The sequence below is a fragment of the Paenisporosarcina sp. genome (assembly GCF_049671445.1).
Taxonomy (GTDB): Bacteria; Bacillota; Bacilli; order Bacillales_A; family Planococcaceae; genus Paenisporosarcina.
Genome location: NZ_JBATUX010000010.1, coordinates 1 through 14,214, shown reverse-complemented (window position 1 = coordinate 14,214; position 14,214 = coordinate 1). Strand labels below are relative to the sequence as shown.

General features: G+C 37.3%; 9 protein-coding genes. 8 read left to right on the top strand and 1 reads right to left on the bottom strand.

Annotated elements, in window-relative coordinates:
• The first annotated feature begins 164 nt into the window (after nucleotides 1-164).
• The 4 genes from recJ (at nucleotide 165) to dtd (ending at nucleotide 6,252) form a co-directional block, all read left to right on the top strand.
• The gene (gene recJ, locus WBG45_RS00675) at nucleotides 165-2,522 is read left to right on the top strand and encodes a single-stranded-DNA-specific exonuclease RecJ (RefSeq protein ID WP_424411876.1); all 2,358 of its coding nucleotides are present in this window, start codon (nucleotides 165-167) and stop codon (nucleotides 2,520-2,522) included.
• Nucleotides 2,513-3,025 carry an adenine phosphoribosyltransferase gene (locus tag WBG45_RS00670; RefSeq protein ID WP_424411875.1) on the top strand — a complete coding sequence of 171 codons (513 nt, stop codon included), beginning with the start codon at nucleotides 2,513-2,515 and terminating at the stop codon, nucleotides 3,023-3,025. Before recJ ends, WBG45_RS00670 begins: the two co-directional genes overlap by 10 nt.
• A 586-nt stretch (nucleotides 3,026-3,611) precedes the next feature.
• Nucleotides 3,612-5,801: a RelA/SpoT family protein gene (locus WBG45_RS00665; RefSeq protein WP_424411874.1), complete on the top strand. Its 2,190-nt coding sequence runs from the start codon at nucleotides 3,612-3,614 to the stop codon at nucleotides 5,799-5,801.
• Between the two features lie 10 nt (nucleotides 5,802-5,811).
• On the top strand, nucleotides 5,812-6,252 hold the full coding sequence (dtd, locus tag WBG45_RS00660) for a D-aminoacyl-tRNA deacylase (protein WP_424411873.1): 441 nt from the start codon (nucleotides 5,812-5,814) through the stop codon (nucleotides 6,250-6,252).
• 363 nt (nucleotides 6,253-6,615) lie between these two features.
• On the opposite strand, the gene WBG45_RS00655 is transcribed toward dtd, so the two are convergent.
• Nucleotides 6,616-8,397, bottom strand: a complete 1,782-nt coding sequence (locus WBG45_RS00655) for a glycoside hydrolase family 13 protein (RefSeq protein WP_424411872.1) — start codon at nucleotides 8,395-8,397, stop codon at nucleotides 6,616-6,618.
• A gap of 333 nt (nucleotides 8,398-8,730) precedes the next feature.
• Between WBG45_RS00655 and WBG45_RS00650 the strand changes: the two genes are divergently transcribed.
• The 4 genes from WBG45_RS00650 (at nucleotide 8,731) to WBG45_RS00635 (ending at nucleotide 13,972) form a co-directional block, all read left to right on the top strand.
• Nucleotides 8,731-10,014: an extracellular solute-binding protein gene (locus WBG45_RS00650; protein WP_424411871.1), complete on the top strand. Its 1,284-nt coding sequence runs from the start codon at nucleotides 8,731-8,733 to the stop codon at nucleotides 10,012-10,014.
• 265 nt (nucleotides 10,015-10,279) lie between these two features.
• Nucleotides 10,280-11,563, top strand: a complete 1,284-nt coding sequence (locus WBG45_RS00645) for a carbohydrate ABC transporter permease (protein ID WP_424411870.1) — start codon at nucleotides 10,280-10,282, stop codon at nucleotides 11,561-11,563.
• Nucleotide 11,564: 1 nt separating this feature from the next.
• Entirely contained in the window at nucleotides 11,565-12,407 is an 843-nt protein-coding gene (locus tag WBG45_RS00640) for a sugar ABC transporter permease (RefSeq protein WP_424411869.1), read from the top strand.
• Between the two features lie 38 nt (nucleotides 12,408-12,445).
• Nucleotides 12,446-13,972, top strand: a complete 1,527-nt coding sequence (locus tag WBG45_RS00635; protein ID WP_424411868.1) for an alpha-amylase family glycosyl hydrolase — start codon at nucleotides 12,446-12,448, stop codon at nucleotides 13,970-13,972.
• The last annotated feature ends 242 nt before the right edge of the window (nucleotides 13,973-14,214 follow it).

Genomic DNA, 14,214 nt, shown 5'->3' with positions numbered 1-14,214 from the left:
CAACTTATTAAATTTCGTTGCAACTTTTCCGATTTCGTTGCAACTTTCGCTATTTCGTTGCAACTATCCAAATATCTCCTAATTTTCACCGCGAACATGAACTCTTACAATTACAGAGGGAGTCTGATAATGTATAATGGAAAGTATGAGGAAGTGATATAAAAATGATTGAATCTAAAAAGAGATGGCGTATGGAACGTCCAGATGACCAAATCGTTCAACATTTACAGCAAGAATTAAGCATACCAGCAGTTTCAGCTAAACTTCTCGCCTCTCGAGGCTTTTTTGATGTCAATAAGACTAAAGCATTTTTGCAAATGGATGAATCATCGATGCATGATCCATTCTTACTTCATGATATGGACAAAGCGGTGGCCCGTATTAAACAAGCCATTGCTAACGAGGAATTAATATTAGTCTACGGAGATTATGATGCAGATGGCGTGACGAGTACATCCGTTATGATGACTGCTCTTCAACAATTAGATGCACATGTTACATTTGCCATTCCGAATCGTTTTATAGATGGCTATGGGCCAAGTGAACGATTATTTAAAGAGGCATTTGAAGACGGTGTGAACTTAATCATTACGGTTGATAATGGGATTTCAGGTATAAACGAAATTCAAATGGCAAAAGATCTTGGAATGGATGTCATTGTTACTGATCACCATGAAGCTGGAGACATTCTTCCACCTGCTGATGCCATTATTCATCCAAGACATCCACTCGGCACTTATCCATTTGGCGAACTTGCTGGAGTAGGGGTAGCATTCAAAGTTGCTCATGCCTTACTCGGCGAAATTCCAAAAGAGTTATTCGAACTTGTTGCCATTGGAACGGTTGCAGATTTAGTTTCTCTACACGACGAAAATCGCTATTTTGTACAAGAAGGAATTAAACAACTTCGCTCTTCAAGTCGACCAGCCATTCAAGCGCTATGTCAAATAGCAGGAACGGAACAAAACCAAATTGATGAAGAAACCATCGGCTTTTTATTCGGACCACGAATTAACGCTCTTGGCCGATTAGCAGAAGCAGCTCCAGGTGTTGACTTGTTCTTATCGACTGATTCAGTGGAAGCAATGGCTCTTGCTAAAGTTCTAGATTCGCATAATAAAGAACGTCAAGGGATTGTTAGCCAAATGACTGAAGAAGCAATAGCGATGGTTGAGTCTGGAGAAGTAGGGCTTGATCCACACGTCATTATCGTGGCAAAAGAAGGCTGGAATCCAGGAGTAGTAGGGATTGTCGCTTCTAGACTCGTTGAAAAATACTATCGTCCTTCCATCGTTTTAGGGCTTGATTCAGAAAAAGGAATTGCTAAAGGATCAGCACGAAGTATCGAAGGCTTTCACTTGTATAACGAGCTAGCAAAAAACCGAGATATCTTACCACATTTCGGTGGACACCCAATGGCAGCCGGCATGACTTTAGCTATTGACGATGTAGCAGATTTACGCCAGCGCTTGCAAGAGCAAGCAGAAGCAGAATTAACTGAGGCAGATTTACAACCTATTCAACAAATCGATATTTCAATTAGTTTAGATGAAATTGATTTAGTTGCTATTGAGTCATTAAAAAAACTCGGACCTTTTGGGATGGATTTCCCAAAACCGATGTATTGTATCGAACGAGTCAATATTTCTTCTATGAGAAAGATAGGGGCTAATCAGAACCATGTGAAAATGGAACTGTCAGATGGTCCACAAGTTCTTGATGCTGTAGGATTTAGTCAAGGACATTTAGCAGACGAATTAACACCTGGTGTAGCTGTATCCTTTATTGGTGATTTACAAATCAATGAATGGAATGGCCGAAAGAAACCCCAATTTATGATTACAGACGCCAAGACAGATGATTGGCAGTTGTATGATATTCGTGGAATTCGCCAAGTGAACAGATGGAATCAAATGATCCAAGCTGATCAAACGATTTATATGGCATTTGATAAAAAAACGGTCACTCATTTTGAGTCATTATTGAATGTAGACATAACTTTGGTTTCAAAAGATCAAGCATTACCTTCACCAAAGCCTTATATCGTATTACTTGATATTCCACAAGATGAAAAGATGCTTGAAGCTGTTTTGACACATATTCAACCAAAACGAATATATGCACATTTCTTTGCATCTGATCCGACCTATTTTGAAGGTATGCCTAGTCGTGACCATTTCAAATGGTATTATGGATTTTTAGCAAAACGACCTTCATTTGACTTACAACAAAATGTAAATGAGCTCGCAAAACATAAAGGGTGGAGCACAAGTACATTATTTTTCATGACAGAGGTGTTTTTTGACCTTGGGTTTGTTAAAATAAACAATGGACGAATTGACATACAAGAAGCTGGTGTAAAACGAGATCTTGCAGAGTCAGAGGTCTATCAATCACGCGAACAGCAAATGCAATTAGAACAAAAGCTGTTATATGCGCCATATATGGAATTAAGACAATGGTTTGACACACGCTTAGCTGAGCAGACCGTTCCTGAGGAGGAGCAACAACAATGGATTTAAAGCAATATGTAACAATAGTAGAAGATTGGCCGAAACCGGGTATTCGTTTCAAAGATATTTCAACAATCATGGATAATGGTGAAGCCTACAAATATGCAACTGACCAAATCGTGGAATATGCGAAACTAATGAACATAGATATGATTGTTGGACCGGAAGCACGTGGATTCATTATCGGTTGTCCAGTCGCTTATGCGATGGGTAAAGGTTTTGCTCCTGTTCGTAAAGAGGGGAAATTACCTCGTGAAGTCATTCGTGCGGAATATGACCTAGAGTACGGAACAAACGTTTTGACAATGCATAAAGATGCCATCAAACCTGGTCAACGTGTGTTGATCTGTGACGACTTATTAGCAACAGGCGGAACAGTAGAAGCAACGATTAAACTTATTGAACAAATGGGTGGAATAGTTGTAGGCTGTGCGTTCTTAATCGAGTTGACTTACCTTGATGGTCGCGAAAAATTAAAAGGCTACGACATCTGTACATTAATGCAATATTAAGTAGGAAAAGGTGAACTTTTAAAGTTCATCTTTTTTTTATGGAATTAATTTCAGAATTTACTAATCTGCTCGCTTGTTTCATAACTTGTTCACTTGTTTTATGAGACGAATTTTTATTGGGAAAATAGATTGTGGAAAATTTATCAATCATTTTGAGGGGTTTATCGCTCAATCTGGAGATTTATCGATCATTTCGAGAATTTATCGCTCAATCTGACGTTTTATCGCTCAATACTGTCTTATTGCCGAGTCGACTTGTAGAAACCATAAAGTAAATGTCACATTAAGTTGCGATTAGAAGTCCGAAATTGTATCTTCGGCCGAACATTTCTTTAAAGTAACCATCTATTCAATAGTAAACCAAACGACCTTTCATTTAACGGGAATATGTTTGTCATGTCTATTCATGAGAAAACTACAAACAACGAATGAAACCCAATTTTATTGGGAAATAATGAAAAACATTCATAGTTCTTTTTAAGAAAACTCATCATCTTTTATCATTTGGGGTGCAAGAAGTGTATATCTGCTATACAATAGACAATACATATATTTATCGAAATTGAATGGAGTCTGGTGATTCGACATGGCGAAAGACCAAGTATTTACAGCTGAAGAAGTATTCGCAATTGTCGCGACGTACATGAACGACAAAAATGTTAAATTTGTCGAAAAGTCGTATGAAATGGCGGAGTACGCTCACCGAGAACAATTCAGAAAATCGGGAGAGCCCTATATTATTCACCCGATTCAAGTAGCGGGGATTTTAGCACAACTTCAAATGGATCCTGCAACAGTTGCTGCAGGTTTTTTACATGATGTCGTAGAGGATACTGACATCCATAGAGAAGACATAGTTCGGGAGTTTAGTGAAGAAGTAGCGATGTTAGTAGAAGGCGTAACCAAGCTAAGTAAAATTAAATTTATGTCTAAAGAAGAACAACAAGCGGAAAACCACCGTAAAATGTTTGTCGCTATGGCACAAGACATTCGCGTTATTTTAATTAAATTAGCTGACCGTCTACACAATATGCGCACATTGAAATTCCAACCGGTTGAAAAACAACGCCTTAAAGCAAGTGAAACGCTTGAAATATTTGCTCCACTCGCACATCGTCTCGGTATTTCCACCATTAAGTGGGAACTTGAAGACATTTCTTTGCGTTATTTAAATCCACAACAATATTATCGTATTGTGAATTTAATGAAGCGTAAACGTAATGAGCGGGAAGATTACTTAAATAATGTAATGACAGATATAAAGACGGAGCTTGAAGAAGTTGAAATTGATGCTGATTTATTTGGGCGACCTAAACATATTTACAGCATTTATAAAAAAATGAATATCCAAAACAAACAGTTTAACGAAATTTATGACCTCTTGGCAGTACGTATCACGGTTGAGAGTATAAAAGATTGTTACGCAGTACTAGGAATTATCCATACGCTATGGAAGCCAATGCCTGGTCGTTTCAAAGATTATATTGCGATGCCAAAACAAAATCTTTACCAAGCCCTTCACACAACTGTAATTGGTCCACAAGGGGATCCTTTAGAAGTGCAAATCCGTACGGAAGAAATGCACAAAATTGCTGAGTTCGGTGTAGCTGCACACTGGGCTTATAAAGAAGGCAAAACTGTTGAATCTTCCAATAAATCGGTTGATTCAAAGCTCACGTGGTTCAGAGAAATATTAGAATATCAAAATGAGTCTTCTAATGCAGAAGAGTTCATGGAGTCATTGAAATTCGATTTATTCTCAGATATGGTCTATGTATTTTCTCCAAAAGGCGATGTAATGGAACTTCCAGCAGGATCCGTTCCTATTGATTTTGCCTATCGAGTTCACTCTGAAATTGGCAATAAAACCATTGGCTCAAAAGTAAATGGAAAAATGGTTCCTTTAGATACTAAATTGAAAACAGGCGATATTGTTGAAATTCTAACGTCAAAACAATCGTTTGGTCCAAGTCGAGATTGGTTGAAAATTGCTCAATCGTCTCAAGCAAAGAATAAAATTAAGCAATTCTTTAAAAAGCAACTTCGTGAAGATAACGTCCATAAAGGGCGTGAAATGATTGAAAAAGAAATAAAATCTCAAGAGTTTGAAGTAAAAGAAGTGTTAGTTAATGAAAACATCAAACGAGTTTGTGAAAAATTCAATTTTACAAGCGAAGAAGATATGTATGCGGCTGTTGGATTTAGTGGCATAACTGCCCAACAAGTCGTCAACAGATTAGCCGAAAAAATGCGTAAAATTCGTGATCATGAAGAAGCGTTAGAAAAAATCACTAAAGAAATGAATGCACCGAAAAAGGCGACAGAATCAGGTGTAATCGTTAAAGGCATCGATAACTTACTCATCCGTTTATCAAGATGTTGTAGTCCGGTTCCGGGTGACGAAATCGTTGGATTTATTACAAAAGGACGCGGTGTTTCCGTTCATAGGGAAGATTGTCCTAATGTTCAAGATGCAGATGTCAACGAGCGCATTATCGATGTTGAGTGGGGGAGTCATCTCACTCCAAATCGTAAGGAATATCAAGTCGATATTGAAATTCAAGCATTTGATCGTTCTGGATTGCTCAATGAAGTGATGCAAGTGGTTAGTGAAACCAAAACGAATATTTCGGCAGTTAGTGGGAAAGCTGATCGCGACAAAATTGCGACTATCCATATGACAGTGATGATTACAAATATTGCTCACTTGCATAAAGTGGTAGAACGTATCAAACAAATTCCGGAAATTTATTCTGTACAACGTATGACGAATTGAGGTTTCAGATGTGAGAGTAGTTTTACAAAGAAGCTTAGCTGCAAGTGTGAAAGTCGATGGGAAGGTAACGGGTCAAATTGACAAAGGTTACGTATTACTTGTTGGACTAACACATGAAGATACAACAGAAGATGTTCGTTACGTTGCAGAAAAAGTTGCAAACTTACGATTATTTGAAGATGAAGAAGGTAAAATGAATCGATCCATTTTTGAAGATGGTGGTTCAATTTTATCGATTTCACAATTCACTCTTTACGGCGATACGCGGAAAGGGAGACGGCCGAGTTTTAGTGAAGCAGCTAAACCGGATGTTGCGAAACCTCTTTGGGATTTATTTAACGAAGAATTACGTAAGTTGAATCTTCAAGTTGAGACCGGTATTTTTGGAGCAATGATGGATGTGTCATTAACGAATGATGGACCAGTTACATTAATTGTAGAATCAAAATAGCTGAGTCAATTTCATAATTCATAAAACCGGATGTAAATACGAAGATTCTAAAAACAGAGATTCTGTCGATTTCCGTTACGGGCGGACGCTTTCCGCGGGGTGGTCCGTGTGCCTCCTCGTTCGCTTAGCTCACTGCGGGGTCACACCTGGAGCCACTTTTCCCGCTGGAGTCGCCGCCCTTCACTCCAATCAAATGACTGAAATTCTTAACAAATCCAAAGGAATACACTTCAAATATTCATGTATCTTTCATTAGAATTCATTTATGATTGACTCAGCTAGTAAATAAATATTAAAACACCCTTCTCTTACAAGTAGTTTGATACTACGAAGTAAGGGACGGGTGTTTTTGTTTAGCAACAGCTAGTTGGAAATAGCTTCTGTTTTTAATTGATAAGCTAGAATTGTAAACTCTAAAGGCTTAAGTTGAACTTCTGTTGTAACATCAGTTGATACAAATTCCTCATCGGTCCAGAGATTCTTAACGCTTATTCCTTTCACTAAATGAGGAATCGTAAACGTTTGATCAGCATCTGTAGGGTTAATGATGACTAAGATATTTTGATCATCTTGATATTTACGATAGGCCACAACTTCGGTTTTAATTTGATTGAAGAATTGGAAGCTACCTTCATTCGCAAGTAATTTTTTCGATTGGCGTAAAGACATCAACTTTTTAACATGATTGAGTAAATCGGTGTCTTGTTTTTCAGGATTCCACTCCATGCATTTACGGCAACCTGGATCCTTCCCGCCAGTCATGCCGATCTCATCTCCATAGTACATGCATGGTGACCCCATAAATGTGTAGAGCATGGTGTAAATGAGTTTCACACGGTCGACATCTTCTTGGCATTCAGTAAGTATTCTCGGTGTATCATGACTACCAACTAAATTGAACGTGACGTCCATTACATTTTTAGGATAGCTCTGGATGACTGTTGTCATGTCATTCATAAATTGCGCAGCTGAAATGGTTTGACTTGCTAGTAAATTTAATACGTTAGTTGTAAATGGGTAGTTCATAACTGCATCGAATTGATCTCCTAAAAGCCAAGGCATTGAATCATGCCAAACTTCACCGAGAATATAAATATCTGGTTTCTGTTCTCTCACAACAGTTCGAAACTCTCTCCAAAATTGATGATCCACTTCATTTGCCACATCAAGGCGCCAGCCATCAATATTAAATTCATTAATCCAATAGGCAGATACATCAAGCAAATACTTTTTGACATCTGGATTTTGTGTATTCAATTTAGGCATTGAAGCTACAAACGCAAAGGTTTCATAATTTGGTCGATCTCCACCTTGAAGAGGGAAGTTATGTGGATAGAACCAATCTGCATACACAGACTCTTGACCTTTTTCAAGAACGTCTTGGAAAGGTGCAAAATAATACCCACTATGATTGAAAACGGCATCAAGCATTATTTTAATTCCTCGATCATGACATTCTTTCACTAGTCTTTTCAAATCTTCTTTCGTGCCAAATTGAGGATCAATTTCGAAATAATCGATGGTGTCATATTTATGATTTGAAGGAGACTTAAAGATGGGTGTGAAATAAATCCCATTGATACCTAGGTCTACTAAGTAATCAAGGTTCTGAATGACTCCTTCAAAATCCCCCCCGAAGAAATTGTTTATTTGAGGCTCCACTTCACCCCAAGGCAACGTATTCTTGGGATTAATGGAGGGATTCCCATTACCAAAACGCTCAGGGAAAATTTGATACCAGCGAGTATCCTTTACCCAGTCAGGTGCATTGAAAAGTTCAGATGCATGTAAGTATGGGAAACAGAAATAATTCTGACAATCATAAATCACTTCTTCGTAAAAGCCTTTTTCTGTATAGAGAGCTGTTTCTCCATTGCTATGTAATTCAAAGCCGTACCGAATTCTACGGTGTGGAGGGGATATGATAGATTCCCAGTAATCAAATAAAGCATCCGTAGCAACCATATTCATTTCAGCCCTGGTGAGAACCCACTTTCCATCCTTCCAAATATAAGGATCGCCATGAATCAGCTCAATTCTCTCTACGTCATTTTTTTTTGTCCTAATTCTAATCCCTAAAGTTGTCTCATTAAGAATAAAAGAATAGTTTTGATCAGGTCTATGATAAACTGCTGAACGTTCCAAACTAATCACTCCTCATTTCAATTATTGCAAACGTTTGCATGAATAATAATCTTTGATACAGAATAACAAAAGGGAGTAGTGTATTCAATACGATGGAAGGATATTTAACGCAAATACAATGAATAACGAAAAATAAAAATTATGATTTTGATAGTATTTTTTAAGAGTGAAATTCGTATAGTGATTTAATGTGAAAATAGTTGTTGTAAAATTAAATTTAATCATTATAATTAAATTTATATTTGTGCAACCGCTTTCACAGACGAAAAATTAGGTTTGTGCAACCGTTTGTATAGATTAAGAAAAATATAAATAGAATATAGGAGGGTCATGATGAAAAAGAATTTATTATTAATGATGCTTATTCTTTTACTAGGTATGCTTGCTGCATGTGCACCAGACCGAGAAGAAGGAACTGAACCTGCTGATGGAGAAAAACCAGAAGCAACTGAGGAACCAAAACCTGAGAAATTGGTTATTTGGGAAGACTTAGAGAAAAGTAAAGATTGGTTACCAGCTGCACTTGCTTCATTCGAAGAAGAGCACGGTATCAAAGTTGAATTCAAAGAATTAAACATGGCGGACAAAATCCGTGATCAATTACGTCTTGATGGACCAGCTGGAAATGCTCCAGACGTAGTAACTCTTCCACATGACCAAATTGGCCAAGTGGTAACTGAAGGTCTAATTCAAGAAATTACTGTAGAAGATACAGTTCTTAAAACATATAGCGAGTCTTCAGTTAATGCTCAAATGTATGATGGAAAACTTTACGGTCTTCCTAAAGCAACTGAAACTCCAGTTTTAATTTATAACAAAGCGTTAATGCCTGAAGCTCCAAAAACGATGGATGAACTATACACATTCTCTAAAGATTTCACTAAAGGCGATAACTATGGTTTCCTAGCACTTTGGGATAACTTCTACTTTGCACACGGTGCAATCGCTGGTATGGGTGGATATGTGTTTAATGAAAAAGACGGTGCTCTTGACCGTGACGATGTTGGCTTAAACAACGAAGGCGCTGTTGAAGGTGCTGAATACATTCAAAAATGGTATGCAGAAGGCTTATTCCCTAAAGGAATCATTGGGGAAAGTGGCGGTGCTGCAATGGACGGATTATTCAATGAAGGTAAAGTAGCAGCAGTAATGAATGGTCCTTGGGCATTCCAAGGCATGAAAGATGCTGGAATTGACATTGGTATCGCTCCAATGCCAACACTTCCTAACGGAGAACCAGTTAAAACATTCATGGGTGTTAAAGGATGGCACGTAACAGAATTCACTGAAAATCCTTACTGGGCAACGAAATTAATTGAACATTTATCTAACGATGAAAACTCTAAAGCACGTTTTGAAGCAGTATCTGAGATTCCAGCTAACGTTGCATTAGTTGAAGATCCAATTATTGCTGACAACGAAGGCGCTAAAGCAGTAGCAGTTCAATCTCAATACGCTGTACCAATGCCTAACATTCCTGAAATGGGAGAAGTATGGGGCCCAATGGCTTCTGCACTTCAAACATTGGCAACTGGAAAAGCTGAAGCAAAACCTGCTTTAGACGAAGCTGTAAAAGCTATTCAAGCAAACATTGAAGCTAACCACCCTGCAAAATAATAAAGGTTAGCTGATAAAACTTGCAAATTAATACGTAGGAAAAAGCAAAGGGCGATATCTTCCTTCTTGGAAGGTATTGCCCATCCTTTTATTAAGACGCTCACAGAAGTAGAGAATACATTAAAAAAGAACTCAATTTAGCAAGAAGAAAAAATCATGCGTTGATATCGATTTCTGAGTTACATAGGTTACGAAAAGAAAAGGTTAATAGTTTGATACAAAATCAACTACTTTCTCCTATTCTGAAAGAGGAGGCTTAGCAATTATGGAAGAAACAAAAACGACTACTCATCATGGAAGAAACGCTGTTTTGCTTTCCATCATTCCTGGATTCGGACAGTTTTATAATAAGCAATTTTTAAAAGGGTTCATCTTTTTAATACTAGGGCTATCTTTTGGTATTGTGTTTAAAGATATAATACCTGTTGGTTTTTGGGGACTATTTACGCTAGGTGAAATTCCGAAGCTGGATCATTCAGTATTCCTATTAATCGATGGAATTATTGCTTTGATTATTACCATCATGGGCTTGGGTGTTTATGCGCTGAATTTAAATGATGCGTACCGCAATGGTGAAAAACGAGATAGAGGATTCAAGTTGAATTCGGTGCGCCAACAATATCATAATTTAATAGACAATGGGTTCCCTTACTTAATGATTACACCTGGATTCTTCCTATTAATTTTTGTTGTTATCTTCCCGATTTTATTCGTGGCATTATTGGCATTTACCAATTACGATTTATACCATTCGCCACCAGCAAAATTAGTAGACTGGGTTGGTTTCCAAAACTTTATCGATATCTTCAAATTAGATATTTGGAGAACTACTTTCTTCGCCGTTTTGGCTTGGACAATTATTTGGACATTCGGTGCAACTACTTTACAAGTAGCATTAGGTATTTTCCTTGCGATTCTTGTTAATCAAAAGGATTTAAAAGGTAAAGCAATCATCCGTACTGTCATGATTTTACCTTGGGCAGTTCCTTCATTTATTACGATCCTAATATTCTCTGGAATGTTTAATGAAACTTTCGGAGTTATCAATAAAGACATACTTCCTTTCTTTGGGATTGAGGCTGTGTCTTGGATGACAAATGAAACGTGGACACGATTAGCTCTGATCATGATTCAAACGTGGTTAGGTTTTCCATTTATTTTTGCCATGACGACTGGAGTTTTACAATCGATTCCAGATGAACTTTACGAAGCGGCAACTGTTGATGGTGCCTCTATCTTCCAAAAGTTCTTTTCTATTACATTGCCATTAGTATTATTTGCAACAGCACCGATTATTATTACGCAATATACCTTTAACTTTAATAACTTCAACGTCATTTTCCTATTTAATGGTGGGGGACCGGCTATACCAAGTCAAAATGCGGGTGGAACGGATATCCTCATTTCGTGGATCTATCGCTTGACGATGACAAGTGCACAATATGGTAAAGCAGCAGCTGTCACGATGATTCTATCAGTCATTGTTATCTCGGTGGCACTATGGCAGTTCAAGAGAACAAAATCTTTCCAAGAGGAGGATATGATGTAGTATGAACGTTAAAAAAAGTAAAATTATCCGACTCACAATATCCTATATCTTAATTGCATTGATGATTTTTATCGTAGTTTATCCTTTACTTTGGGTAATTGGTTCTTCCTTTAATCCAGGACAAAGTCTATCGGGTTCAAAAATGTTCCCAGATAACCCGACGTTGAAACACTATCAATTCTTGTTTGATCTAGATAAATCTAATTACATGTTATGGTATTGGAATTCAATGAAAATAAGTATTATCACAATGGTGTTATCTGTCATTGCCGTATCGTTTACAGCGTATTCATTCTCTCGTTATCGTTTTATTGGACGAAAAAATGGCTTACTAACATTTTTAATCTTGCAAATGATTCCTAACTTTGCAGCATTAATTGCTATATTCGTATTAGCAAACCGTACAGGGTTAATCGACACACATATCGGGTTAATTCTTGTCTACGTTGGTGGTCAAATTCCAATGAGTACATGGTTGATGAAAGGTTATTTAGATACGATTCCTAAAGAACTTGATGAATCAGCTAAAATGGATGGTGCAGGTCATCTGCGTATCTTCTTCCAAATCGTGATGCCTTTAGCTAAACCAATCATCTCAGTTGTCGCATTGTTCTCTTTCATTGCACCATTAGGGGACTTTATCTTGGCGAGAATTTTACTACGTTCGGAAGATAAATTCACACTAGCTGTTGGTTTATATGAACTAGTTGCGAAGCAATTCGGAAATGAATTCACAAAATTCGCAGCAGGGGCAGTTTTAATTGCCATTCCTATTGCTATTCTGTTCTTAATGTTCCAAAAGTATTTTGTTTCTGGCTTAACTGCCGGGGGCACAAAAGGATAATTCAAAAAACAATATAAATATGAGAGGAGGAACGGAAAATGAAAAGGGGTCACGTATTGCTCATTTTAATTCCGTTTCTTCTTTTTTATGCATTTCCAGTAAGTGCTGATGAAAAAGAAGAGCGCAAATGGCAAGATGAATCCATTTACTTCATCATGGTTGATCGTTTTAACAATGGTGATACAACCAACGATTTTAAAGTGCAGTCAGATGATTTGAAAGAATATAACGGCGGAGACTTTAAAGGAATCACGGACAAGCTTGATTATATCAAGGACATGGGTTTTACTGCGATTTGGTTAACACCTGTTTTTGATAATGAGGACAAGGGCTACCACGGTTATTGGATTAAGGACTTTTATAATACGGAAGAACATTTCGGAACGATGGAAGAATTTAAGACACTCGTCACAGAAGCACATAACCGTGATATTAAAGTAATTTTGGATTTCGTAGTTAACCATGTGGGACCTAATCACCCATGGGCGACTGACGAACAGAAAAAAGACTGGTTTCATGAAAAACAGCCAATCGTCAATTGGGGTAACCAAGAAGAAGTAGAAAATAATTGGCTATATGATTTACCAGATTTTGATCAAGAAAATCCTGAAGCACGAAAATATTTGCTAGATACCGCTAAGTGGTGGATTGAAGAAACCGATGTGGATGGCTATCGATTGGATACAGTGAAGCATGTTCCGAAAGAATTTTGGACCGAGTTTTCACAAGAAGTCAAATCGGTAAAAGATGATTTTTATTTATTAGGGGAAGTTTGGCATGATGACCTTCGAGTGGTAGCCTCTTATGAAAAGACAGGAATAGATGGATTTGTCGATTTTCCACAAAATCAACATCTTCGTACAATATTTTCAAAGCCAAACCAAAGCCTTGGTTGGCTATTCACTTCATGGGACCGCAATAAAGCATTTTACCAACACCCAGAACTCTTGGGTAATTTCATGGATAATCATGATATGACCCGTTTTACTAGAGACATTTTAATAAATAGGGAAGATCCAATTGTTCGATGGAAATTAGCCCTCACTTATCTTTATACTGCACCTGGTATTCCAATTTTATATTATGGTTCTGAAATTGCTCTTGATGGTGCAGAAGATCCAGGTAATAGAAGAATGATGGAGTTCGATGAAGATCAGACATTAACCAAGTACCTTTCTAAACTTGGAGTGCTTCGTAATAAGTATCCATCCCTCACTAGAGGAGACTTGGAAGTGTTACATGATGAAAGTGGTATGGCAGTCTATAAACGAACTTACAAAGAAGAAACAATTGTCGTTGCCATAAATAACACAACGGATCAGCAAACTGTCAGTTTAGACGAGAAGGATTTGCCTTTGGATATGGAATTAAAGGGCTTATTGGCTGATGGAAGTGTCAAAGAAAGTAAAGGTAAGTATTCTCTAACTATTGATTCGGAACAGGCAGAAATCTTTTCAATCTCAGAGATAAAGGGCTTAGATTTTGGATTTCTTGGGCCTATCATATTCATTTTTAGTGTATTGTTAGGATTGGTTATCTTGATGTGGAAAAGATATAAGAAATAGACTTATCATGATTTCATACTTGTCACGCGGAATGATCGTCAACCGCAATTATAGGATAAATAAAACAACAATTAAAAAAAATAATGGTTTAGAATACTAGTGATTTTATATGTATAGTTACATCTTGGATTTGGAGGTTTAATAAATGAATAAATATTGGTGGAAAGAAGCTGTTTGTTATCAAATCTATCCCCGTAGTTTTATGGACAGCAATGGTGATGGAATTGGAGATATACAAGGTA